Source organism: Crocinitomix algicola (genome assembly GCF_001661595.2).
Lineage (GTDB): Bacteria > Bacteroidota > Bacteroidia > Flavobacteriales_D > Crocinitomicaceae > Crocinitomix > Crocinitomix algicola.
Genome location: NZ_LYPF02000016.1, coordinates 87,248 through 113,730 on the forward strand (window position 1 = coordinate 87,248; position 26,483 = coordinate 113,730).

Here is a 26,483-nt window from a genome sequence, read left to right on the forward strand (position 1 = left end):
AGTAATGAAACTCTGTATTGCCGAAAAGCCAAGTGTAGCTCGAGAAATTGCCACTATTTTAGGTGCCAACCTAAAAAAAGATGGATATTTTGAAGGTAATGGATATTGGGTTTCTTGGACATTTGGGCACCTTTGTACTTTAAAAGAACCCCATGATTATATGCCTATTTGGAAATGGTGGAACTTGGCAACTTTGCCTATGATACCTTCTAAGTTTAGTATAAAACTCATGAAAGATTCTGGGGCACAAAAACAATTTAGAACGATTGAACGGCTTGTTCAACAATGTGATGAGGTTATAAATTGTGGTGATGCTGGTCAAGAAGGAGAACTAATTCAACAATGGGTTTTATTAAAAGCAAATAACAAAAAACCCATTAAACGATTATGGATTTCTTCGCTAACTGAAGAAGCAATAAAAGAAGGTTTTCAACAGCTCAAAAACGGAGATGATTTTATTAATCTATATGCTGCTGGAAGCTCCCGTGCTATTGGAGATTGGTTATTAGGAATGAATGCCACTCGTCTATATACCTTAAAATACGGTCAAAATAAACAAGTATTGTCCATAGGTCGAGTCCAAACACCAACCTTGGCAATGATTGTTCAACGTCAGCAAGAAATAGAAAACTTTAAACCTAAAAAATATTGGGAATTAAAAACGAACTATCGCGATGTCCTTTTTTCTTCCACGGTTGGCAAACTCAACCAGATCGAAAAAGCCGAAAAGGCAATTGAGTACGTTAAAGATAAGCCGTTTACAATTAAAAACTATAAGCAAAAAGAAGGAAAAGAATCACCACCCCGTTTGTTTGATCTAACCTCAATTCAGGTTGAAGCAAACAATAAATTTGGCTTCTCAGCCGAACAAACTTTAAAACTTGTTCAAGGGCTTTACGAAAAAAAATTGGTCACCTATCCTAGAGTTGACACCACATTTCTTTCTGATGACATCTATCCGAAAGTCCCTAAAATTTTAGAAGGCTTAAAATTTTATTCTCAGCTAACTGCCCCAGTATTGGCAAAAAAAATTCCAAAATCTAAAAAGGTTTTTAACAATAATAAGGTCACTGATCACCACGCGATAATACCTACTGGAATAAGTCCATCTGGAACTAATCCTGATGAGCAAAAAATATATGCAACTATTGCTAAACGTTTTATCGCGGCCTTTTATCCAGACTGTAAAGTATCCAATACAACGGTTATAGGAAATGTTGATAAAGTTGAGTTTAAGGCAACTGGCAAACAAATTATTGAACCGGGATGGCGAACCGTTTTTGAGAATGAAAAAAAAGACGCTAAAAGCAAAAATGAGGAAAACATAATGCCAGAATTTAAAGAAGGTGAAAGTGGTCCTCATACTCCAGAAATCCAAGAGAAAGAAACGAGGCCACCAAAATATTTTACTGAAGCAACTCTACTTAGAGCAATGGAATCTGCTGGTAAAAATGTTGACGACGATGATTTACGTGAAGCGATGAAAGAAAACGGAATTGGAAGGCCCTCCACCCGAGCAAACATAATTGAAACTCTATTTAGAAGAAAATATATCGTTAAGAAAAAAAAGAATATTCACGCCACTGTGACAGGTGTTGATTTGATAAACGTAATACAATCCGATCTATTAAAATCTGCAGAATTAACGGGACAATGGGAATACAAATTAAGACAAATAGAACAAGGCGAATACGATGTGAAAGCATTTCGAAATGAACTTATTGATATGGTTGTAGACTTAACAAATGAAGTCATGCAATCCGATCATAAAAAAATTGCCTTAGTGAATGAAAAGAAAAACGATAGTGCAAATCAAAATATACTTGTATCCTTAGAATGTCCAAAGTGCAAAGAAGGAAGTATTTTAAAAGGTAAAAAAGCTTATGGTTGTTCCAACCACAAAAGTGGATGCGACTTTGTTCTGCCTTTTGTAATGATGGGTAAAAAGTTAACCGAAAACCAAACCAAAGAATTAATACAAAAGGGAAAAACAAAACTCATCAAGGGTTTTAAAACCGCAAATGATCAAAAAAAGAACGGTAAATTAATACTCACAGATGATTTTAATATCAGTTTTGAAGAGCAACTTTAATTCACTTTTTAATTAGAATTAAATCAGAAGTATACACATAAATTATATGCCAACGCGTTTATTAATATTCGTTTTTATTTTGTTGCTAACGATTCCAAGTTTGGCCCAAACTAAGCAAGAAGGCTATAATATACTCTTTCCTCATTCTATCGGTGAGAAAAACTGGAAAATTGTTTTAGGCTTAGACGCTAGACGCTCTTTTTTTAAAACCAAACCTGTCAAAATTAACGGCATACGTTTTGGTTCTGAATTCAGGGGAGTTCACCGTTTCGGCATTGGATTTTATGAACTTGACAAACATGTAATATTTTCCGACATTCCCCTTAATTATCCAGATGCCACCGATACCTCTCTAATGGTATTTACCACAAACTATGCTTCTGTTTTCTACGAACGCGTCATTTACCGGTTACCCAAATGGGAATTCGCAACACCTTTAGAGTTCAGCACAGGAGAAATAAGCGCATATTATGAAGACAGCGTGGGAATATTCCAAAAAACAACAAATGAAGCTTATAATGCCTTATCTATCGCTTTTCAAACAAAATATTTTGTCTTTAATTGGCTCGCTCCAAGAATTTCAATTGGCCAGCGATTTTTATTTAACACCAATCCAGAAATTAAGACCGCTTTTAATAAACCCTACTACAGTTTTGGCATGCAAGTTTTATTAGGAGAATTATATCGAACAATTTTAGAAAAAGAAATATTCAACCTAAAAGAAAACCATAATTCAATACGATTTAAAATATAACATTGAGTTAAAATCTTAATAAAAAGTTAAATAATAAGCCGTATTACTATATTTAGCTGAATATTAATGTATTAATACATTTTTAAGGTGTGAAATTTACGTCTAACCTAATCAACGAACACCAACCATCCTATACGTTTGTATCAAAAAACAATTAAAGTCGCTTAAAAACGCTTAAAAAGCTATTTTTTAGATAAAATATAAATTTGAGAAGAATATGTACCCTTTTTTGCCTTAATATTAGATAAAAGACCATTCCAAAAGGCACGCATAAGATTTCCTCCTTTGTATTTTTCACTGAGCATTGAAACATAAAATGAATCAAAATTCATTGGAAGAATTTCATCAATCTTAAGGTTATACTTATCAAATAAAGCTTCTATATCAGATGGGGTAAAATGGTAGAGATGAATCGGAAGATCAAAAGCTGCCCAAAACTCACCATAAATTTTTGCATCATAAGAATTCATATTAGGAACAGCAACTATTAATTTACCATCATCCTTTAAGATTCTAGTAATCTTTTCAACGTCCCTATTTAAATGGTACACATGTTCTAAGACATGCCACATCGTTATAACGTCACGTGAATTATCTTTTAATACATGGAGCTCATTAATATCTTTAACATTTACATTAAAATTACTAACACCATAATTTCGTGCATCCTCATCAGGTTCTAGGCCCAAAGCATTAATTCCCTTTGATTGACATGCATTAATAAAATGTCCCGTACCAGCTCCTATATCTAACAATCCATCTGATTTCGTAAATTGTTTAACCAAATCGACTTTCTTCTTAAGTGTATATTTTCTAACCTGTAGATAGATTTTATTAATTAATCCTTTGTTAGAAGAAGAATGCGACACATAGGATTCAGATTTATAATACGCCCCTATTTTGGCTTCGCTAGGAATTGGATTTGTAAAATGAAATCCACATTTATTACATGAAACTATATTAAAAAATTCTTGCGAAACACTATAATCTTTCCCTTTTAAAAACAATTTAAAAGCATCATGATCACATATAGGACAATTTGATATTGTATTCATTTATCTTCCGAGATATACCAATAAAATAGAAATGTCAGACGGTTTAACACCACTAATTCTACTCGCTTGGCCAATTGTTACTGGTTTAATTTTGGTTAATTTTTCAACCGCCTCTGCCGACAATGATGATAGTAAAGAATAATCCGTATCAGGCGGAATTTTTACATTCTCCAAACGATCCATCTTGTTTGCTTGTTCTTCTTCACGAACGATGTAACCCTCATATTTAATTTGAACTTCAGCTTGAACAAATGCATCATCGTCTGCATCACAAACAGCCAACAATTCATTTCGCAAATCATTTGAACTATTCATTAAACCTTTTAATGTTATATGTGGTCTTTTCAAAATTGAATCTGCTTTAACCTTTTGTTTTATCGTCGCAGAATTTATTGCTTCTAAATACGAATTTATGTCCTCGGGATTAACGCTAGTTTTTGCTAAGACCTTTTTCAATTCCTCCGTAAATTTCAATTTCTCATTTACTCTATTCAGACGTTCTTTGGATGCCAATCCAATTTCATAACCTTTAGGAGTCAATCGTAAATCAGCATTATCTTGCCTTAATAAAATACGATATTCTGCCCGAGAGGTAAACATACGATAAGGTTCTTTCGTTCCCTTAGTAATTAAATCATCAATTAATACTCCGATATACGCATCCGCTCTTCCCAAAATAAACTCTGGTTTATCATTCAATTTAAGATGAGCATTAATTCCCGCCATCAAACCTTGAGATGCTGCCTCTTCATAACCAGTTGTACCATTTATTTGACCGGCAAAAAACAAATTACTCAATAATTTAGTTTCCAATGTATGTTTTAATTGTGTTGGCGGAAAATAATCATATTCGATTGCATAACCCGGTCTAAACATTTTAACGTCTGCAAATCCAGGTATCGTCTTTAATGCTTTTAACTGAATTTCTTCTGGTAAAGAAGTACTAAATCCATTGACATAAATTTCAACTGTATTCCATCCTTCTGGCTCAACAAAAATTTGGTGGCGGTTACGTTCTGCAAATCGATTAATTTTATCTTCGATTGAAGGACAATACCTTGGACCTACACTTTTTATTGCTCCATTAAACATTGGACTTCGATCAAAACCAGACCTTAAAATTTCGTGCGTTTCAATATTAGTATAAGTTATGTAACAACTTCTTTGTTTATTAAGAGGTTTTGTATTTACATCGTATGAAAATTTTAAAGGGTTTTCATCTCCAGGCTGTTCTTCCATTAACGAATAATCCAGAGAACGTCCATCAACACGCGGAGGAGTTCCTGTTTTCATTCGTCCAGTTTCAAAGCCCAATTCTACCAATTGTTCCGTTATTCCATAACTTGCTCCTTCACCTGAACGACCTCCTTTAAAGTTCTTTTCTCCTAAGTGAATTAAACCATTCAAAAAAGTTCCATTGGTTAGAATTACCGACTTTGAAAATATTCGTTGTCCCATTGACGTAGTCACACCTTTCAACTCATCATTTTCAACAATAAGTCCATTCACCATATCTTGCCAAAAATGCACGTTTTCCGTCCGCTCTAACAACAACCTCCATTCTTCCGCAAAACGCATTCGGTCACTTTGGGCGCGAGGCGACCACATCGCCGGCCCTTTCGACAAATTCAGCATTTTAAATTGAATAGCAGAACGATCAGTAATCAAGCCCGAACCCCCACCAAGCGCATCAATTTCACGAACGATTTGACCTTTAGCAACACCTCCCATAGCAGGATTACAAGACATTTGCGCAATAGTCGCAAGATTCATTGTCACCAACAAAACCTTCGACCCCATTTTAGCAGCGGAATAAGCAGCTTCACAACCTGCATGACCACCGCCCACAACAATTATATCATATTCTGGCAACATAAAATTCCTATGTTTCACGTGGAACAATTCTAAAATGTTTCACGTGAAACTTTTTCTTAACATTAAACATTCATCTTCTATTCTTCGCATCTCGACTTCCTCTTCTTCCGTTTTATCATTAAAACCGATCAAATGAAGCACACCATGCACCATCACCCGACACAATTCATCAAATCTATCTATTTCTAATTGATTAGCATTATCTAAAACACGATCATAACTTATAAATAAATCTCCATTTAAACTAGAACCTTCGTTATAGTTAAATGTTATAATATCGGTATAATAATCATGGTCTAAATATTCTTTATTCACATCGAGTAAATAATCATCTGAACAAAAAACATACGCTATTTCACCGACCTCTCTGTCGTATTGTTTAATAACTTCTTTAAGCCATAAACTAAAAAATTCCGGATTGAAGTCCGGAATTTTTACATCTTCGAAATTATATATAATGTTCTTATCCATTTTTCGATGCAAAGGTAATACTAACTTTGGAACCATTCAAATCAAAACTCACATCATCTGCTAAATTCTTCATTAAGAAAATACCTCTACCATCAGGCTTCTCAATATTTTCTGGAGCAGTAGGATCTGGCAAATTCATAAAATCAAATCCATTTCCCTCATCATAAACAGTAAATGTAACCGCCTTGTTCTCCTCCTCTACTTCAATCTTCACCTTACGATCCTCCTCCGAATTATTACCATGAATGATTGCATTATTCACAGCTTCTGTAACTGCAATTAAAATATTACCATAATGATCTTCATTTAATTTTAGATCCTCACAAACTTGATCAACCAAAAGTTCAACTTCTGACATAAACTTCAAATCAGACCTAATCTCTATACTATGCATTCACTCCTTATTTACTGCGTTAAAATAATCATTGATTAAAGACTTATAATAAATCTTTAATTCCAACGGAAGCGTACGTAGAAATTCTATCTCCGCATCCTTTTTTCTATTATACTCAGTAAATTCTTTTAGGTTACCTTCCTTTGTGTTTTTTCCTTCTTTAGACTCTCGTTCTTCACTATAACCTCGCTCTCTCAAAGCCTTTTCACTCTCCAATAAACGCGTATAAATATCTTCTTGTCGTTTAAGGTAATCAGAACCTACCTTACCATCTAATAATTCATTCTGTAAATCTTCTAAATCTTTTATGATCTCATCTAATCCATTTCCAGCACCACTACCATCCTTATTTAACTCTTGTTTGAGTTGTTTTAGTCCTTCTCTTAATTTACCTTGTTCAGCTGCCATTTTTGCACGCTCCTTTGCTCCTAATTGCGGTATTAAATTCGAACCTGAGCCTGGAGTTTCACCCATACCTTCTCCTTTTTCCCCTTTACCTTCTTTTCCGCCTGGTTGCTTTCCACCTTTCATTTGGTTTATTTGATCTTGCAGTTGTTGTTTCAAGTCTTGCATTGATGGTTTTTTACCTGATTTACCTTGCCCTTGCCCACCAGGATTATCACAACTTCCATTTCCAGGCATAGGATTCTTCATCGCATTTTGCATTTGATCCAAGACTTCTGACAAAAGCAAAGCTAAGTTATTATACGCCGTCATCGAATATTGCTGATGTTGCATCAACATACCTGTTTTTCGATCTTCCGAATAATTCAATGACTTATCTAAGTTATAACTTAAATCATTTAACTCTTTATTTATGGTTTCAGACAATTCAAATACTCTTTTGCTTAATGCTATTAAAGAATCTTTAACCACAACGGTTGCTTTCGACACAGCCAATTGCTTTCTATTCAAGTCTAAATAAAATGGATCATTCTTATCCGTTATATTGTAAGTTCCCATTAAATCTTCCTGATCATGAGATAACGTTATAAGATTCTCTAATAAAAAACGTAAGGCTTCCATATCTTCTTTTTTCTGCTGTTGTTGACCCACTGACTGCATCGCTTGCGCACTTTCAGCCATTTGTTTCATCATCTCAGACGCCTTAGATTGATTTTCTTCAGACTTTTTTCTTTTATTCTTATCTAAATTATCCTTTGACTCATTCATTTCTTTCTCAATAGCATCTTCCATCTCCTGATCAAATTCCATATTCCTAGGTCGCTCCAATTCGTCATTCTTCTCCTCTATTTCATCGATATCTTTTTGAATTTCATTGAACTTTTCATTTAACCTTTCTTGTTCCTTAGATAACTCTTCATTGGTCAATTCTTTATTTTCGCTTTTCTCTTTGAGAGCCTCTTCCTCTTCCGCTAATTTATTCAATTGCTCCTCTAAATTTTCGAGCTTTTGATCAAGCTCCATGTTCTTAAATAACTCCAATGTACGATCTAATTCCTCTTCTAATGTTTCTGAATTCATTTCCATCTCCTCTAAATTCTCAATGATATCATCTTTATTCATTTCATCAAGTAATTTTTCTAATTCCTCAAATAAGTCCAGTAGTTCTTCATCCAATAACTCTTCCATTAATTTCTGTAACTCCTCTTGCTTCTGTTTTAATTGATCAGAATTCTCAAGAAATTGTTCTTTATTGTCTTTATTCTCATCAAAATCCTTCTTAAGTTCTTCTATATTATCCTTTAATTCGTTCTGCTTATCAATTAAATTTTGAAGTTGCTGTTTATCCTTCCAATCTAAATTTGGTTTGTTCAATAGCTCCTGTTTTGTCCTACGAACATCCTCCTTTAAATCCTTTGCATCCTTGGTGGCTTTATCGATATTATCTTTTATTTTTTGATCATTCTCACCCAATTGATTCTCGAGTTGATCAAGCTCAGGAACTGCATATTTCATTCTGTGAGTAGCACTAGACTTGAAACCATTAATCTTATCATTGTCGGTAACACTAAAAAGATAAGTAAGCTCATCACCCGGCTTTAGATTGAAATCTCTCAAATTTAAACCAAAAGAAAACAACTGAGTTCCAGCTCTCGGACTAAAATTAAGCGCCCTAGTAATTGTATTCGTGGAATCATTACGTTTAATACGCATGCGAACATTAAGATTGGTAAAGCCATAATCATCTGAAATTTTACCTTCAAAAAAACGCACCATCGCATCCGTGCTATCAACAATTTCATCAACACTAATAACAGGAAATTTATCCTTAATTACCCCAACCATATAATTCACAGAATCGGCATTCTTAATGTCATCAGAGCTGAATAAAAGCTGGTATTCTTCAGACTTAAAAAATGATTTTGAAAAAGTGTGTTTATTTGAGATAGTACTTTTTAATTCGAATAAAGAATCCCTAAACATAACCTTAACTTCGGCCATATTTTTGGATTGAAGTTCCCATTTTACATTGGACCCCTCAGGAATTTCAATGTCACCAGAATTTTCGAAAACCTCATCCTCAAGTCCAGTGTGTGCAGGATAAGAGACATATAACTTCATATCTTCTATAATTGGTTTCTTTAAGATATCAACCTTAAAATTTTTAGATTGATAATCATTGGCAACACAATAAAAACTAAGCTGCTCAGAAAGATTTACAAATTCATAATCAAACTCTATGTTTGAGCTTTGTTTTAGATTATAATTTCCTTTGTTGGTAAAGATTTTGACCTCATTAGGAATTTCTTCACCAACTAATTTTAATTGTAACTTATAATTTTCTCCTTCTACTGCCTTATTATCACTAACTAAAACAAAATTAAAAGGTGCCGGCTCAATGAACTCTGTATTAAAATTAATCACCCGTTCAGACCCGCCTATAAACCAATTAGGGTTTAACACGCCAACCAAAACAAACAAAATTATAACAGGTATAAGAAATTTACCATAGCGCCAATTCTCCTTTAAATCAATTGCGCCAGAAAAGGGAATTGCAGATAGTGCATCAGATCTTTGTTCTATACTCGCGTTAACAAGTTCGACATTCTGTACCATGGCAGCTTCATCACTTTTTAACTCCAAGGTGTTTCTAAGCTTATCCCCCACATCCGGAAAGATTCGACCAAGCATATCCGCAGCTTCTAAAAGACTGAGATGTTTACCAAGTTTGTATAATTTCAATAAAGGTATTATCAGATATCTAACTAATATATAACTATTTACAACAATAAAACTCAATAATAAGAACAATCTCATCGAAGATCCAAAACGACCAAAATATTCTAGACCTGTAACAGTTAAATAGGTCAACAATAAAACGATTAAAACGAGTACACCCCCTTTTAACATTTCATTCTTATAGAACTTCTTTATGAAACGTTCTATCTGTTCGATTAACTTTTGAAACTTATTCAATGGTAAACTTTTAGATTATACAGACTAAATTAAGGAAATCATAAAGATCATACAATAATCCCTTAATTTAGTTCAATTAATTAACAAATATTTTCGAAGACCTTTTCACAAATCTCCCTATACCATAAATCGAACAAGTTATTCGCATCAATATTGTATCTTTGCGCCAATAATTAAAATAAACAACTATGAAAGTTAGGGTTCGATTTGCTCCAAGTCCAACAGGTCCTTTACACATGGGAGGTGTAAGAACAGCTTTGTATAATTATTTATTCGCTAAAAAACATGGCGGAGATTTTATTCTCCGAGTTGAAGATACCGATGAAAAAAGATTTGTTCCTGGGGCACAAGAATACATCCTCCAATCATTAAAGTGGTGTGGCATTGAACCCAACGAAGGTGTTGGTTACGGTGGAGATAAAGGCCCTTACATTCAATCAGAACGAAAAGCACTTTACAAACCTTATGCAGATCAACTCGTTGAAAGTGGAAAAGCTTACATAGCTTTCGATACCAGTGAAGATCTTGAACGCATGCGAGAACAAGCCAAGGAAATGGGTTTACCCAATTGGCAATACAATGGTGTGACACGTTCTTCGATGAAAAACTCCTTATCATTATCAAAAGAAGAAGTTGAGAAAAGATTAGACGCTGGTGAGCCTTACACCATTCGTATGAAAATGCCAAGGAATGTTGATGTAAAATTTGAAGATGAAATTAGAGGTTGGGTAACTGTAAACACAAATAATCTTGATGATAAGGTTTTGTTTAAAGAAACAGGAATGCCTACTTACCATCTCGCCAATATTGTAGACGATTATTTAATGGAAATCACTCATGTGATAAGAGGTGAAGAATGGCTACCTTCTGCCCCACTTCACGTATTACTTTATGATGCCTTTGGATGGGAACGACCAAAATTTGCTCATTTACCATTGATCTTAAGACCTGATGGTAAAGGTAAGTTAAGTAAGCGAGACGGTGATCGATTAGGATTCCCCGTATTTCCGATTAACTGGATTAGTAAAGAAGGAGAAACCTATCAAGGCTACAAAGAAAATGGATACTTTCCGGGAGCATTTGTTAATATGTTAGCATTATTAGGATGGAATCCTGGTGATAATCAAGAATTATTCACTTTAGCCGAATTAGTTGAAATCTTCAGCTTAGATCGTGTAGGTAAATCTGGCGCTCGTTTTGATCCTGATAAGACTAAATGGTTTAACCAACAGTATTTAAGAGCTACCGATAATTCTGAATTGGCCCAACAAATGAAGAGCGAATTCAACGAATTATCTACCTATGAAAATGAATATGTAGCAGCTGTTTGTAGCTTAATGAAAGAACGTGCAACATTTTTAGGTGATATTTTTGCGGAAGGTGATTACTTTTTCAACGAGATAGAATCCTACGATGAAAAAACCGTTCGAAAAAAATGGAAAGACGACACCACCCCAATAATGGAAGAATTATTAGCCGAATTAAAAACGATTAATAATTTCGACACCGAAAATATTGAAACATGTTTCAGCGCATACCTTAACAAGAACGAATATGGTTTTGGTAAAGTAGGCCCTGGATTTAGATTGCTCGTTACCGGAAAAGGAATGGGTCCATCAATGTTTGACATTTGCGCCCTACTAGGCAAAGAAAAAGTTATAAATAGAATGGAAGAAGGAATCGCAAAAGTAAATGCCTTAAAAGCTTCCCTATAAAGTTATAAAATGATTAATAAAATAGAAGTTAGCGGGATTGAAGTATTTGCATACCATGGTTGTATGAATGAAGAATCCGTACTTGGTGGAAAATATATTGTTGATACACTACTCAAAACTGATTTTAGCAAATCTGCAGAAACAGACGAATTAGCCGACACCATAGATTACGTACAAGTGAGAAATATTGTAGTTGAAGAAATGGCAATACGATCAAAGCTAATCGAACATGTTGCACATCGTATAATTACACGTTTTCAAAAAGAATTTCCGAGTTTAATTAAAGCTAAAGTTAAAGTTAGAAAGCTAAATCCACCTATTCAAGGAGTTGTTAAAGAGGTGGCAGTAATAATTGAAGGATAATTCAACTATATTGCTGTTCTTTTAGAATTTTATTTTTATCTTTGCCCCTACCAAAAAATGGTCCTGTGGCCGAGTGGCTAGGCAGTGGTCTGCAAAACCATCTACAGCGGTTCGAATCCGCTCGGGACCTCTAAAAAACCTTTACGTACTACGTGAAGGTTTTTTTATATCCTAAATACGAATTATTTTCTTCTTTTTTTAGAAAATCGGCGCCACAATATTCCAACCACCAAGATAAAAAAAAAGCTACCCCCTCCGATATAAAACAATTGGGTCCAACGTTTTTTATCCGCCTCATGTTTTAAGAAATCACGATAAGTTCTACTACCAATACCAGGATTGGGTTGTTCTAATTTCCAACTTACAATTTGATGCGATAACGAATCAGGATGAATTAGATTATAGGATGCAGATGAATCCAAATCTACACCACCAAAACTGATAGAATCTACCATAAAACCATCACTATCATATAGTTTTAATAATTCACCATCTGCTGATAAGCCAAAATCAAAATCCCCAATAACCTTTACAGTATCCGTATTAAACCGCGTTTTATAAGCGTTAATACTTTCACTTAAAATCACATATTCATTTGGTAAAATCACTGTGTTTTCTGGAATAACAAAACCATCGTGATAAGACTTATCTGTAAAAATCCAATTAGAAATGTCTATACTAGAATTGGATCGATTATAAATTTCAATCCAATCTTCTGAAGAATCACTTTCTGTTTGAAAAGCACAGATCTCAGTAAAAAGGAGTGAATCATAATATTCACTTTTACGTTTTGCTTCAATTATTGGAATTAATTCAATATCTGTTAAACTTTGTACGCTTATTAGAGGTTCACTTTCCACTCTTCCCTCCCATCCAACAAAAACATAATCATGCTTGGGTTTAACTTCAATTGTTAACGGTATATCTTTAAAATAAGTCCCCACAAAATCACGATTTATCGTTAAAGAGTTAAATTGAACGATACCTTTATTTGAACCTGGGTATTTGATAGTTACTTTTATTTCACCACTTAAATCAAATTTTTCCGCAATAAATTTTCTTAAATAACTGGGTCTTTCTTTAACAAAATGCTTCACTATTTCAATATGATGCTCCCAATTCTCATAACTTGAACCCCAGCGTTTAAGATGATAAGGCATTTCGTGTTGTAACGTCATTTTAAACTCATCTATCATGGTTAATACAGTATCGGGATGATATACTGTGTTTAAATGGTCACAAAAGGTATTAATGTACTGAATTTGTACCGTTCTATTCTCCAATAATTTTCTGATAATAAACGTTGACCATGCAGGATCAGGCCAAGCCTCTGCATTAGCAGATGTAAATTTTTTAAGTGTATTGCGTTTATAACCATTCGGCTCGTTATTACCCAATCCCAAATCTAAATCATAAAAAACCCAACGCCATTTTGCCGAATCATTACGTTCACGCCAATAACGAATATTACCACCTGCATCACGATTATCAGAATATACTTCTGCGATATTATAACGAATATAATCATCAACATCCATGAAAGTTCGTAGATAGTTTAAATTAGAATCAAGACCTAAATCATGAGATCTTAGATAGGCCAATAACTTTTTATAATTGGTTGAATAACCATGCCTTTTCACCCCGTTATGTCGCAATATATCAACATTATCCTTGTCGACATTAAAATTGGCTTTTAAGTAATGTTCATTTATTTTCTCTCTTAGGTTTTGTATTCCCCAATATTTACCATTTAAAAAAATAACAGCAGGTCGATAAGCTTGAATTGCTAAACCTGTTGGTGCAGCCATCTGAGTCATTAATGCATCTCTAAAATGCGTTCGAAGGAAATCACCACCTGAATTACGAATTATAAAAGATTTATACTTATCATGATCTCGTTCAGGAAAAATTGGATATTCAATACGATTATTTCCATACTTTTTTCGTGCGAAAACTGCCAAGGATTTTTGCGGTAAAGCGCGACTAAAACCACCAAACAAATTTATTCCGACATCCTGATTAAAACAGAGTTTACCATCCGGTTCATACATTTCAATGTGCGCTAATTTTTCCCAATCTTTCCAAAAATTGGCTCCTAAATATGGTTCTACCGTGTCGGCACAACATCCTTTCACATAGATTCCGTATAATGAATCCCATAAATTACCAGGATTTGTTGTTATTGACACAACAGGTAAAGTATATTTTCTATCCGTAAAATAAGAATGTGTAACAATAGCAGATTTTTGACCATTCTTATAAGCTATTGCCCTTATAACAGCTACTCCATCTACTTTAATTGGATCGCGATACCTGATTTTAGTTGAATTAGGAATTGATCCGTCTAAGGTATAATAGATTGAAACATCCTCTTCAGCATAGAGTTGGACTTCCATTTGTTGCTCATACAATCCTCCAACAGGACTAAAACGTACTAACGTATCGTTTCCTTGACTATGAGCCAAGGAAACAGCACAAATGAATATATAAGTCAATAAATTTTTCAAATTAATTGTACTTGAATAATACAGTCAAAGTTAACTGAAAAGGTAAAATAAAAAAACGCTTACCATATTAGGCAAGCGTTTCTTTTTTTATTATCAAATTAAAATTTACTGAATTTCAACATGTCCACCCTTTTTATACTCTTGGCCATCAACACCTTTTGCATAAACAGAATAATAATAATAACCTTTTTGAAGTTGATTACCACCTAAATCTACACCATACCATTTGAACTCGGGATCAGTCTCTTCAAAAACAACTTGTCCATTTTTATCTTTAATGATAATATAGAACTCTTCGATGTTGTGCGTATTTACTATAAAAAAGTCATTAATTCGATCACCATTTGGCGTTATCACATTCGAAATTTCATCAATACCTGATAATGCTTTAATAGTAACCAATTGCGTTTCTTGGTAAATTTGATCATCACCATGTATATTCATTACAACTGTATAATCGCCAGGTTGTTCAAAGGTGTATTCAATTGATTCGCCTTCTAATTTGTCACCATTACCTAAATCCCATACAACACGATTAGCATGTTCAGCATTCGAATTAAAAACATAAGTTGAAGGAGCAAATTCATCTCCTTTTGTAAAAGTTATACGCCCTTTAACTTCGGCAATTGAAGTAGCCGTACTATTCATTTCAGTTTCACTCTTATTTTGCTCAGTCTTATCAACCGTAGTATTTGTTTTAGAGGTACTCTCCTTACTGTTATCCGAATCTTCTAAACCAAAAATATCTTGTTCGTTTTGAAAAGAATTTTCATCAATTAAAAGCTCATCGTTGTGTATTTCTGATTCATCGATATTATCATTGTTAACACCATTATCGCTATCTTTTAATTTCTGATTATCATTCGAATTACTTGGATTTAACGCTTCATTTAAATGAGTGTTCATTTCATCACTTTCTTCGAAATTTACCTGCTCATCAAAATGTAATTCTTTCGTATCTTTAGATTGGGCATCATTAATAATATTGTTCTCCGCCAATGATTCATGATTGTCATTAACCACATATAAAGCTGTTGCTGTTGCAAGAATAACACCACTCGATAATATCGCAATTTTAGAGAATAAACTCAGTCCAGATTTAGCCGCAACTACCGAAGACGTAGCTTTGGCTGCCTGCATTCCTTGTTGAATGTTAGTCCAAGCATCTGGACTTACCTCCCCTTCAAATGAGCTAAATTTTTCTTTAAATAGCTCCTCTATATTTAAATTATCTTTCACCTTCTTCAACTAAATTGTTTTCTACTAATAATTTCCTTAACATTTTTTTTGCTCGAGAATACTGAGATTTTGATGTACTTTCAGTAACTCCAAGCTGCTGTGCAATTTCCTTGTGCGAATACCCTTCAATTGCAAAAAGATTAAACACAATACGATAACCTTCTGGAATAGATTGAATGATTTTTAAAAGATCTTCAGCATTCATTGCTTCCACAATAAAATCATCCTTTTCCAATTTAAACGAAACTGAATCAATTTCTACGTCTCGTTGAAATTTTTTATTCTTACGATATTGGTCTAATGCGGTATTCACCATAATTCTTCTCACCCACCCTTCTAGCGATCCTTTATTTACAAATTTTGGCAATTTCGTAAACACTTTAACAAACCCATCTTGTAATACATCCTGAGCTTCAATAGGATCTTTTGTGTAGCGTAAGCAAACACCCATCATCTTTCTTGCAAATAAATCATAGAACGTTTTCTGAGCCTTCGCATTTCCGGAAATACATTCTTTTACTAATTGCTCTTCCGTCATATTTACGCTTTCCATATAAGTAGACCTGTCAATCTTTTTAAAAGTTGCACGGCTAATTGTAAAATTCCTATATTTAACCCTCAAAAATTGGCTGAATCTACTTTCATTCAATAAATGCCTACACTAAATGAAACTTATTCACTTCTTCTTTATTATCCTATTTACAATTCCTGCTATTGCTAAAAACACAAAAATTAAAACCGGGAATTGGCATGTAGAATTTCAATTAAGTGCAAAAAAAAATTTACCTGTAACTATTGATGTAATAAAGATAAAAAAATCTTACCTAGTTTACATAATAAACGGGAAAGAGCGAATTGAATTAACCAATATTAACCTCCAAAATGACTCACTTTACATTCCTTTTGCAACTTTTGACTCTGAATTACGAGCACAAATAAAATCAAAAAATAAGATACTTGGCAACTGGCATAATTATTCTAAAGGGCCAAATTATAAAATACCTTTTACAGCGGAATTCGGTATTAAAAAGCGCTTTCCCTACAAAAAAGAAAAAACAACTATTCCAGGAAAATGGGAAGTCACATTTAATTATGAAAAGCAAGCAGAAAAAGCCATAGGTTTATTCCATTATTCATCCGTCAATAATTTAAATGAAATTGAAGGAACATTTTTAACTGAAACGGGAGACTATAGATTTTTAGAAGGAATTGCGACTAAAGACAGTTTATACCTCTCCACCTTTGACGGATCACATGCTTTTTTATTCAGTGCACAATTGAAGCAAGATACCCTTTGGGGTGAATTTTTATCTGGTACACATTATAAAAGTAAATGGTACGCCATTAAAAATGAAAATTTTGAATTAAAACATCCTGATTCGTTAACCTATGTCATTAACGATATTCCTTTGGAATTATCCTTAACAAGTAGTGATAATTTACCTTACACCTACCCAAATAAAGATACTGAAGACAAGGTGACCTTAATACAAATAATGGGAAGTTGGTGTCCTAATTGTTTAGACGAAAGTCGTTATTTAGCTCAACAAAAACAGCGATATGGTGATGAATTAGAAATTATCGCCGTAACATTTGAAATGCCCGAAAAATTAGAAGATCGTATTCAAAAAATAAGAAACTATAAAGCCGTTTTAGGTCTCAATTATACTTTTTTAATGGGAGGAAGTGCCTGTAAATCATGTGCATCAGAATTATTTCCGCAACTGAATAACATCATCTCCTTCCCTACCTTAATTTTTATTGATAAAAAAGGTAAAATTCGTAAAGTGCACACAGGATTTAACGGACCTGGAACAGGAATATATTATGAAAATTTTGTGGAGAGAACAGATGCTTTTCTCAACACGCTAATCAAAGAATAAAACTACGAACAACTAATCTTATTCACACGTCTTTCGTGACGTCCACCTTCAAATTCGGTTGTTAAAAAAGTATTAACCATTTCTAATGCCAATTCTTCAGCAACAAAACGAGCTGGCACAGCAATGATATTGGCATTGTTATGTTGTCTTGCTAAAGCAGCAATTTCTACGGTCCAACACAAAGCAGATCTAATATCTTGGTATTTATTAACCGTCATGTTTATTCCATTTCCACTTCCACATATAACAATTCCTAAACCATCCTTTGCCTCTACTACATGTTTTGCTACTTTATGACCAAAATCAGGATAGTCAACACTTTCTTCTGAATAAGCACCATAATCCTTAACTTCAAAGCCTTGTTCTTTCAAGTATTTCACTACCTTTTCTTTTAACTCGAAACCAGCGTGATCGCAACCTATAGGAATAATCATAAAATCTTTTTTTACAAAGCTATGCTTTTCTAACTAAACACCCAAAAGCACCTGTTGATAAATGTTTATATCTTATTTAATAAAATTGAAACCTTAAGAAAATCAACAGCTTAAAAAAGCTCCGTAATTCACAAGTAAGATTAGCACAATGTTAATAAACCCATAACAAAGCATGAATTAATTGTAATAAGTTTATTTGTTTTCTAAAAAAATAATTTCAGGTAACGGAATATTTGTAAAACAATAATTATTTAGCAGATATTTTGACACAAATTTATCGACACAAAAATGAGGTTTTAAAAAAAGAAATATACACAATTTGAAAAAATAATAAATTGTTAATAACCTACATTTCCCTTTGATTTACAAGGCATATTTATGTTATGAACTGTTAGCAATTTATTAAAAAAAAGACGTAATTTAGAAATCCTAAAAAAACATACGCACTTATTAACAAATGAACAGCCCTAATAATAATATATACTTCTCTCTTTTTAAAAAAAAATTTATTGGATATAGTTATTTATGGATAATGATTTTTGGATTATGTTTTGAAGGAAATGCGCAAGAAATAGATCCGAATGGAAAGAATGTATTTTATTATGAAAATGGACGAAAAGCAAGCGAAGGATATTTTAAAGATGGCTTGCCTGTTGGAATCTGGAAATCGTATTACGAAGATGGAACTATAAAGAGCATTGGGCAAAAGAAGCTCGGTCTTTCTGATAGTCTTTGGATATTTTATGATGAAGAAGGAAGGAAACGTAAAACTTTCCAATATGAGAATGATAAAAAGAATGGTTGTGCGGTATTTTTAGATACGTTGGGGAATGTTGTGAAAGAAATGTTTTATATCAATGATGTACCACAAGGGGAAAGGGTAGAATATTTTCCAGATGGCAACATAAAATCATTCGTAGAAATTATCGACGGTAAAGAGGAAGGTTTATTATTAGAGTACAATGAAGACGGAATTGTAATCACTGAAGCTCTTTATGATAATGGGTTTCTAAAGGATCAACAAAAATATAACCGCTATGATGAAGAGGGGAAAAAAACAGGAGTTTGGAGAACCTATTTTAAGAATGGAGATATTGCCTCTGAAATTGTGTACAAGGCTGGAAGTAAAAATGGATTATCAAAAATTTATAATAAGAAAGGTAAATTGATAGATCTTCAAAAAATGCAGGGAGATACCGTAGCCGGGCATCGTGATGAGCTGGTAATTATTGATTTGTATAAAACTTTTTATCCAAATGGAAATTTAAAGTTGATTGGTGGAATTAATCAAGGTAAGAAGAATGGAATATTTAGAGAGTATAGTGAAGATGGAGAGATTATAAACGGGTATATCTATGCTAATGATACACTTGAAGCTGAAGGTATTATAACTGGCTATGGAATTTATGAAGGTGATTGGGTTTATTACTTTAAGTCTGGTGCGATTAAGGCAAAAGGAGCCTATGAAAATAGTAAAAAGACAGGGAAATGGATTTACTTTTTTTCAGATGGTAAAAAAGAACAAGAAGGAAGTTTTAAAGAAGATAAGTTAAGTGGTTCGTGGATTTGGTATTATCATAATGGACAAGTTAGGAGAGAAGAATATTATAATCGAAACGAAAACTTAGAAGGCACCGTATATGAATACGATTCCTTAGGAACAGCTTTAACAGAAGGTGATTATTTCGATGGCGTAAGGGAAGGGCCATGGTTTTATCATGTGAACGATTTTAAGGAAGTAGGAAGTTTTGTATTAGGGTATAAAGATGGTTTATGGCATTCCTATTATAAAAACGGAAAAATAGCTTTTAAAGGCGAGTATAATGATGGTGAACCAATAGGAAAACATTATTATTATCATCAAAATGGAATAACAAAAAAAGTGGGGAAATATCTAGGAGGTGAGATGCATGGAAAATGGAGGACCTACGATAGAATGGGAATAATTACTCAAGAAATTATATACAAACGAGGAGAAATTTATAAAATTGACGGGGTAAAAGTGATACCGGTAACAGAAGAACTTTAATGGAACAACCACAATTTGATTATAAAAGTACATTTGATGAACAGTCAAATGATACAACTTTAAAGCTATATAATGAGGTTTTTATATTTGCCTTTCCGCTCGTCACTTTTTTTCTAGGTTATTTTATAGTTATAGATAATAACAATGAAATTATTACGCTTTTAGCATTTTTATTGGTTGGTTTATTAATATTCAAATTGGGCCGTAACTCATTGTTTTTAAAGAAAAACCAATTACTAATTCATCAAACATTAGTTATTTTATTGAGCTTAACAAGCTTGATTTGGTTTGTTTTTCATCCCACAATTAATGCTGTTTTACTTGTTTTAATAGTAGGTGCTAATAGTTGTTACCTCTTATTTGAGCGCCAAATTACGATCCTTTTTTTTATTATTTATCATTTAACCTTACTTCTATTAGCAACGCAATTTGATATTTTTGAATACCGTTACATTGCATATTCACTCATTTATTCATCCGCTTCTTTTGTGGTTACTCGTTGGCTGAGTACTTTGATTAATAGTGGAAAAGAAATGCAGATTTCTGAGAACAAGTACCGTATTTTATTCGAACATGGAAATAGTGCCATATTAATTTTAAAACCGGTCAATAAAAAGTTTCTGATTGTGGATACAAATGCAAGAGCTGAGGATGTTTTTGGATTTTCTAGAAATGAGTTATTATCGCAATATTTTGGTGAGTTGTCGATTGAAACAACTGAAAAAAAAACACGTATTGGTGAACAAATATTACAGTTGAATATATTAGAAAGAATTGATTTTGACTGCAATTTTAAAACTAAAAACAAGCGCATATTTGAAGCTGAAGTTTCTTTTGTTCGATTAAACTTATCAGAAGGAGCGGTTTATCAAGTTTTAATTAATGATGTATCATCTAAGACACAACATGCGCTTGAATTATCTGAAATGGCGCAGAGTTTTAAAAATATTGTTGATAATTCTCAAGCAAGTACCTTTATTTTTACCAAAAACAAATTAGTTTATAAAAATCCGAAAGCGGATGAATTGGCGGGTGAGTTTTTAAATAAAGATTCAGAAGATATTTTTGAAATTTTTCCGAGTAAACAAAAATTTCTTTTGCGCGAATTATTGGCAGAGGCTAGTCAAAAAGTGAGTTCTTATACTGAAATTGATTTAGGTGAGCCGGGTTATGAAAAACGATTTAGCATCAGTTTAGTAAAAGTAATTTATAAAGGAGAAAGTTCGATTTTATTGATTTTAACAGACATCACTTTACAAAATGAATATAGTATTCAAAAAATTCGTGCTGAAATTGCTGAAGAAACCAATAAGAAATTATCCGAAGAAATTAAAAGACACCGCGCAACTCAAATTGATTTACAAGAGAATACGTCTAAGTTAAATGCCTTATTTGAAAGTTCAAAAAACTTATTTGTCCTTACCATTGACCGTGATTTAGCCATATCAACCTTTAATCAAAGTTTTAAAACAATGATGAAGGATTATTTAGACGTTGATTTAAATGTTGGGGATGATTTTTTAAATACAGTTCCAATACACGAAGATACTTACAGTGAATTAATTAAAGATTTTAAATCTTCGTTGAGAGGAGAATCAGTAAATATAATTATTCATTTTCCTACTAAAAAAGGAGAGGTTTGGTTAGAATGCTTTATAAGTCCTGTTAAAGTAGAAAATGAACCGATAAAAGAGATTGCATTTATTGCGCATAATATAACTGAAAAACTAGAAAATGAACGAAAAGTTTTAGATAGTGAAGCCAATAATCGAGCAACAGTTTCTGCCATTCCGGATATGCTTTTTAAAGTAAGCAAAGACGGTTATTTTACTGATTTTAGGTTGAATGAAGATGGCGAGAAAATATTAAAGAATTTTGCAGTAACAACAGAATTGATTGGAGAACATGTTTTGCAAGTGTTTAAAGATAAAAGAATTGCACGCTCCTTTTTATACAATATTAAAAAAGCAATTGGTACAGGAACAGTGCATACGCAAAATTTTATCATTCCATTTATTATTGGAAAAACTGATAAAAAAATGGTTTTCGAAAATCGATATTCAAGTGTTGATGATTCGGAAGTAATTGTTTTAACTCGAGATGTTACAGATAAAGTGGAGTTTGAAACGAGGTTAATAGAATCAGTTAAGGAAAAAGAAATTTTATTAAAAGAAGTTCATCATCGCGTCAAGAATAATTTACAAGTTATTAGTAGTATTTTGAATTTACAATCATCCTATGTAGAAGACGAAAAAACGTTAGAAATCATTAATGAAAGTCAGAATAGAATTCGATCGATGTCTTATATTCATGAAAGTTTGTATCAAACAAAGGATTTTGCTTCAATTAATTTTCACGATTACATTACAAATTTGGTTCAAAATTTAGTACATTCTTACCAATTATACTCCGGTAAAACTAAATTGAACTTGGATATTGATCAAGTGGAATTGGTTTTAGATCAAGCAATTCCTTGTGGATTGATTTTAAATGAGTTAGTTTCAAATTCCCTAAAATATGCTTATCCAGAAGGAGAAAGTGGCGAAATACAAATTGAAATTAAAGAAATGGATGGGAAGGTTCAAATTAGAGTAGAGGATTTTGGGGTTGGATTGCCTGAAGGATTTAAAATTGAAGAAAGTGATTCGCTCGGTTTGGGTCTGGTTGACACTTTAGTAGATCAGATAGATGGGGAGTTAATTTTAAAAACTGAGAAAGGTACCAAATATTTAATTATATTTGAAAAGCAAGAACTATAGCTATGGCCAAAACTAATGTACTCGTCGTTGAGGACGAAAGTATTGTTTCTAAAGACATTCAACACAGTTTGAAAAAACTAGGTTATAATGTTGTAGGAGCCGCTTCTACGGGTGAAAAAGCCTTTGAATTGGCAAGTTCTGAACGCCCAGATATCATTCTTATGGATATCATGTTAAAAGGGAGCATTAACGGTATTGAAACTGCAGAGCGAGTTAAAAAAGAATTGAATATACCGGTTATTTATCTCACAGCTTATGCGGATGAAGCTACATTGGCAAAAGCAAAAGTAACCGAACCATATGGTTATATAATCAAACCTTTCAAAGAAGTTGATCTTCATACTTCCATTGAAATGGCTTTGTATAAATACTCAAAAGAAAAAGAGGTTTTAAAAGAACGTGATCTATTCTATTCGTTAATTGAAAATAAAGATTCTAAAGATTTCATTTTTGTAAAATCAAAAAGTAGACTTGTTAAGATAAAAACGAATGATATTTACTACGTAGAGGCGTTAAAAGATTATGTGGTAATTAATACGCTTGAAACACGCTATACTATCCATTCGACAATGAAGGATATTGTAACAAAATTATCTTCGGATCATTTTATCCGCGTTCATCGTTCATTTATCGTACGCATTGATAAGATTGCTTCAATTGAATATCCTAATTTACAATTGGAGAAAGACAAAAAGACAATTCCAATTGGAGGATCCTTTAAAGATCAATTAATGGAGAAATTAAACCTACTTTAAGTTTATTCAAAATTATATTCTCGTTTTAAATCATAGGTGTCTCGAATAAGTTCTGAGACCTCTTCTACATTTGTTCCATCATACATTCCTCTTATGCGGCCATCAGGATCGATTAGAGCGAAGTTCTCTGTATGAATGAAGTCAGATTCACCACCATGATCGAAATTGGCATCAGCCTCATCAGGAACGATGAGATAAGATTTTCGTGCCATTGTGTATAAATCTGCTTTTGATCCCGTCAAAAACCACCATTTTTCGTGATTTGCTTTAAAACGATTAGCATAATTATACATTACCTCAACTGAATCGCGAGAAGGGTTAACGGTATGACTGAGAATTAAGAAATTAGGGTCATCAGAAAATTCGGATTGAACCCGTTGTAATTGTCTAGTCATTTTTGGACAAATTCCTCCACATGTCGTGAAAAAATAATCTGTTACAAAAATTTTACCGTCAACATCTTTTTTGGTAATGGTATCGCCAAGTTGATTGAGAAATGAAAAATCACTGATTTTATGGTCTTTTTGAATTGCGCGAAGCGAGGTATCAACAAGAGTTGGATTTATGTCTGCAGGATTATATACTTTTAATCGATTGGTTTCACTTCGATTATACGCAGACTCTGGATCATCAGAATAATGTGTATAATTTAAAATTCCAGCAATAATTATTCCGGACACTGCAATAATTATAAAACCTAAAACAGCTTTGTTCATAACCTTTATTTTTTGCAAAAATAAGGGTAAAAAGGCAGAATTTTAATCGCACTTAATCGAAAAGCTTAAATATTTCAACCAAGCGCGATAATTTCTTCAATCAGGCGATTAATTTTCTGGGTTTGGTAAATTTGTATTGGACAAAAACAGCTCATTTAATTGTTCTTGATCAATTGATGCTGGAGAGTCAATCATCACATCTCTTCCACTATTATTTTTAGGAAAAGCAATATAATCTCGAATCGACTCTGAACCTCCCATAGTAGCTACCAAACGATCAAATCCGAAAGCCAATCCTCCATGTGGTGGAGCGCCATATTCAAACGCATTCATTAAAAATCCAAATTGAGCTTTTGCTTCTTCATCTGAAAAGCCAAGTAATTCAAACATTCTGGCTTGTAATTCTTTATTGTGTATTCGAATAGATCCTCCTCCTAACTCTACGCCATTCATCGCTAAATCATAAGCATTTGCTCTAACCTTTCCTGGATCGGAATCAATCAGTGCTAAATCTTCTTTTTTGGGAGAAGTAAAAGGGTGATGCATGGCATGATAGCGTTGACTTTCTTCATCCCATTCTAACAGCGGAAAATCTAAAACCCATAATGGTGCAAATTTATTAGGATCTCGTAGTCCTAATTCATTCCCCATATGCAATCGTAATTCATTCATTTGAGAACGAACTGTATTTGTGTCACCCGATAAAATTAAAATTAAATCACCTTTTTCAGCGCCTGCTTTATTCGCCCATTCTGCTAACGCATTTTGATCAAAAAATTTGTCAACAGAAGATTTAAAAGTACCATCTTCATTGTATTTACAATAAATTAATCCTTTTGCACCTATTTGTGGTCGTTTAACCCAATTGACAAGTGCATCTAATTGTTTTCTTGTATAAACAGCACAATCTTTAGCAGTAATTCCTAAAACAAGTTCAGCACTGTCAAAAACACCAAATCCTTTATTTTGAGTAACTTCATTCATGTTAACAAACTCCATTCCGAATCGAATATCTGGTTTGTCAGAACCATAGCGCTCCATGGCTTCAGCATAAGTCATTCTTGGAAAATCACCTTCAAATTCATGATTACGGCACGTTTTAAATAAGTGCTTTACCAATCCTTCAAATGTATTCAAGACATCTTCTTGCTCGACAAAAGCCATTTCACAGTCAATCTGCGTAAACTCAGGTTGACGATCTGCTCTTAAATCTTCATCCCTAAAGCATTTTACAATCTGATAATACCGATCATATCCTGAAACCATCAAGAGTTGTTTGAACGTTTGTGGGGATTGGGGAAGAGCATAAAATTGTCCAGGATTCATTCGGCTTGGAACAACAAAGTCTCGTGCTCCTTCAGGCGTGGATTTAATAAGGTAGGGTGTTTCAACCTCCATAAAATCAACCGAATCTAAATATTTTCGAGTTTCTAATGAAACTTTATGTCTGAGTTTTAGTTTATCTTGTACTGGGTTTCGGCGAAGATCAAGGTAACGGTATTTCATTCTTAATTCTTCTCCACCATCTGTTTCATTTTCAATGGTAAAAGGTGGTGTCAATGCTGCATTTAAAATAGTTATTTTACTTGCTTTAATTTCAATTGCACCGGTAATCAGGTCAGGATTTTTTTGATAACGTTCAATCACTTCCCCTTCAACTTGAATCACAAACTCACGTCCTAATTGTTTCATAGCATTCAATACTTCGTCAGAAACAACTTCTTTTTCTCCAACTATTTGAGTTAGACCATAACGATCTCTTAAATCAACCCAAATAATATTTCCTTTATCACGAATGGTTTGCACCCATCCAGCTAGTTTTACGTGTTCTCCAATGTGAGTTTCTCTTAACTCTCCGCAATTATGTGATCTATACATTTATTTCAGTTCTCAAAATTAAGCTGTAAAGATAATTAATTCAGATGTCATATTGCTATTTGATACGAGAACAAGTCAGAATTTAATGTTTAATTTTGACACTGGTTAATTCCCCTTTTATCAATGAGAAACGGAATATATTTTTTGACATTAATTCTCTTTTGTTCGTGTAAAACACCAGGG

The 26,483-nt window shown here is 33.2% G+C and carries 19 protein-coding genes and 1 tRNA gene; 9 read left to right on the forward strand and 11 right to left on the reverse strand.

All coding sequences use genetic code 11. The annotated features are described in order from the left end of the window. The first annotated feature begins 4 nt into the window (after window positions 1-4). Entirely contained in the window at window positions 5-2,092 is a 2,088-nt protein-coding gene (locus A8143_RS10270) for a type IA DNA topoisomerase (protein WP_066758736.1), read from the forward strand. A gap of 46 nt (window positions 2,093-2,138) precedes the next feature. Then, window positions 2,139-2,846, forward strand: coding sequence for a hypothetical protein (locus A8143_RS10275; RefSeq protein WP_066758738.1), 708 nt, complete (start codon window positions 2,139-2,141; stop codon window positions 2,844-2,846). A gap of 182 nt (window positions 2,847-3,028) precedes the next feature. Here the strand turns inward: A8143_RS10275 and A8143_RS10280 are convergent, their stop codons facing one another. Genes A8143_RS10280 through A8143_RS10300 form a run of 5 tightly spaced genes read right to left on the reverse strand, consistent with a single transcriptional unit; the run spans window position 3,029 to window position 10,022 of the window. After that, a complete protein-coding gene (locus A8143_RS10280; protein ID WP_066758740.1) occupies window positions 3,029-3,901 on the reverse strand; it encodes a class I SAM-dependent methyltransferase in 873 nt (290 codons plus the stop codon). Next, window positions 3,902-5,776 carry a tRNA uridine-5-carboxymethylaminomethyl(34) synthesis enzyme MnmG gene (gene mnmG, locus A8143_RS10285; RefSeq protein WP_066758742.1) on the reverse strand — a complete coding sequence of 625 codons (1,875 nt, stop codon included), beginning with the start codon at window positions 5,774-5,776 and terminating at the stop codon, window positions 3,902-3,904. A 39-nt stretch (window positions 5,777-5,815) separates the two neighbouring features. Then, window positions 5,816-6,247 (reverse strand): rRNA maturation RNase YbeY, encoded by a 432-nt coding sequence (gene ybeY / locus A8143_RS10290; protein WP_066758744.1) that lies wholly within the window; start codon window positions 6,245-6,247, stop codon window positions 5,816-5,818. Continuing rightward, the gene (locus tag A8143_RS10295) at window positions 6,240-6,641 is read right to left on the reverse strand and encodes an ATP-binding protein (protein ID WP_066758746.1); all 402 of its coding nucleotides are present in this window, start codon (window positions 6,639-6,641) and stop codon (window positions 6,240-6,242) included. The genes ybeY and A8143_RS10295 overlap by 8 nt, the downstream gene beginning before the upstream one ends. Then, window positions 6,642-10,022 carry a coiled-coil domain-containing protein gene (locus A8143_RS10300; protein ID WP_139134330.1) on the reverse strand — a complete coding sequence of 1,127 codons (3,381 nt, stop codon included), beginning with the start codon at window positions 10,020-10,022 and terminating at the stop codon, window positions 6,642-6,644. Between the two features lie 188 nt (window positions 10,023-10,210). On the opposite strand from A8143_RS10300, the gene gltX reads away from it, so the two are divergent. The 3 genes from gltX to A8143_RS10315 all read left to right on the forward strand — a co-directional run bounded on the left by gltX (window position 10,211) and on the right by A8143_RS10315 (window position 12,230). Then, a complete protein-coding gene (gltX, locus tag A8143_RS10305; RefSeq protein WP_066758753.1) occupies window positions 10,211-11,737 on the forward strand; it encodes a glutamate--tRNA ligase in 1,527 nt (508 codons plus the stop codon). A gap of 9 nt (window positions 11,738-11,746) precedes the next feature. Continuing rightward, on the forward strand, window positions 11,747-12,100 hold the full coding sequence (gene folB / locus A8143_RS10310; RefSeq protein ID WP_066758755.1) for a dihydroneopterin aldolase: 354 nt from the start codon (window positions 11,747-11,749) through the stop codon (window positions 12,098-12,100). 59 nt (window positions 12,101-12,159) lie between these two features. Further along, a tRNA-Cys gene (locus A8143_RS10315) sits at window positions 12,160-12,230 on the forward strand. 52 nt (window positions 12,231-12,282) lie between these two features. Here A8143_RS10315 and A8143_RS10320 read toward each other — a convergent pair. The 3 genes from A8143_RS10320 to A8143_RS10330 all read right to left on the reverse strand — a co-directional run bounded on the left by A8143_RS10320 (window position 12,283) and on the right by A8143_RS10330 (window position 16,399). Beyond that, window positions 12,283-14,607 carry a CotH kinase family protein gene (locus A8143_RS10320; RefSeq protein WP_066758757.1) on the reverse strand — a complete coding sequence of 775 codons (2,325 nt, stop codon included), beginning with the start codon at window positions 14,605-14,607 and terminating at the stop codon, window positions 12,283-12,285. 105 nt (window positions 14,608-14,712) lie between these two features. Beyond that, window positions 14,713-15,846: a T9SS type B sorting domain-containing protein gene (locus A8143_RS10325; protein WP_066758759.1), complete on the reverse strand. Its 1,134-nt coding sequence runs from the start codon at window positions 15,844-15,846 to the stop codon at window positions 14,713-14,715. Further along, window positions 15,836-16,399: an RNA polymerase sigma factor gene (locus tag A8143_RS10330; protein ID WP_245676498.1), complete on the reverse strand. Its 564-nt coding sequence runs from the start codon at window positions 16,397-16,399 to the stop codon at window positions 15,836-15,838. The genes A8143_RS10325 and A8143_RS10330 overlap by 11 nt, the downstream gene beginning before the upstream one ends. 112 nt (window positions 16,400-16,511) lie before the next feature. Between A8143_RS10330 and A8143_RS10335 the strand changes: the two genes are divergently transcribed. Beyond that, window positions 16,512-17,729 (forward strand): TlpA family protein disulfide reductase, encoded by a 1,218-nt coding sequence (locus A8143_RS10335; RefSeq protein ID WP_066758760.1) that lies wholly within the window; start codon window positions 16,512-16,514, stop codon window positions 17,727-17,729. A 2-nt stretch (window positions 17,730-17,731) separates the two neighbouring features. On the opposite strand, the gene rpiB is transcribed toward A8143_RS10335, so the two are convergent. Then, window positions 17,732-18,163, reverse strand: a complete 432-nt coding sequence (gene rpiB / locus A8143_RS10340) for a ribose 5-phosphate isomerase B (protein ID WP_066758761.1) — start codon at window positions 18,161-18,163, stop codon at window positions 17,732-17,734. A gap of 532 nt (window positions 18,164-18,695) precedes the next feature. Here rpiB and A8143_RS10345 point away from each other — a divergent pair. The 3 genes from A8143_RS10345 to A8143_RS10355 are packed head-to-tail and all read left to right on the forward strand — an operon-like array spanning window position 18,696 to window position 23,706. After that, entirely contained in the window at window positions 18,696-20,192 is a 1,497-nt protein-coding gene (locus tag A8143_RS10345; RefSeq protein ID WP_066758762.1) for a toxin-antitoxin system YwqK family antitoxin, read from the forward strand. After that, window positions 20,192-22,951: a histidine kinase dimerization/phosphoacceptor domain -containing protein gene (locus tag A8143_RS10350; protein ID WP_066758763.1), complete on the forward strand. Its 2,760-nt coding sequence runs from the start codon at window positions 20,192-20,194 to the stop codon at window positions 22,949-22,951. The genes A8143_RS10345 and A8143_RS10350 overlap by 1 nt, the downstream gene beginning before the upstream one ends. 2 nt (window positions 22,952-22,953) lie before the next feature. Next, entirely contained in the window at window positions 22,954-23,706 is a 753-nt protein-coding gene (locus A8143_RS10355) for a response regulator (RefSeq protein WP_066758764.1), read from the forward strand. Window positions 23,707-23,708: 2 nt separating this feature from the next. Here A8143_RS10355 and A8143_RS10360 read toward each other — a convergent pair whose 3' ends face one another. Beyond that, window positions 23,709-24,422 (reverse strand): SCO family protein, encoded by a 714-nt coding sequence (locus A8143_RS10360; RefSeq protein WP_066758765.1) that lies wholly within the window; start codon window positions 24,420-24,422, stop codon window positions 23,709-23,711. Window positions 24,423-24,530: 108 nt separating this feature from the next. Next, window positions 24,531-26,300 (reverse strand): aspartate--tRNA ligase, encoded by a 1,770-nt coding sequence (gene aspS, locus A8143_RS10365; protein WP_066758766.1) that lies wholly within the window; start codon window positions 26,298-26,300, stop codon window positions 24,531-24,533. Window positions 26,301-26,483: the final 183 nt, after the last annotated feature.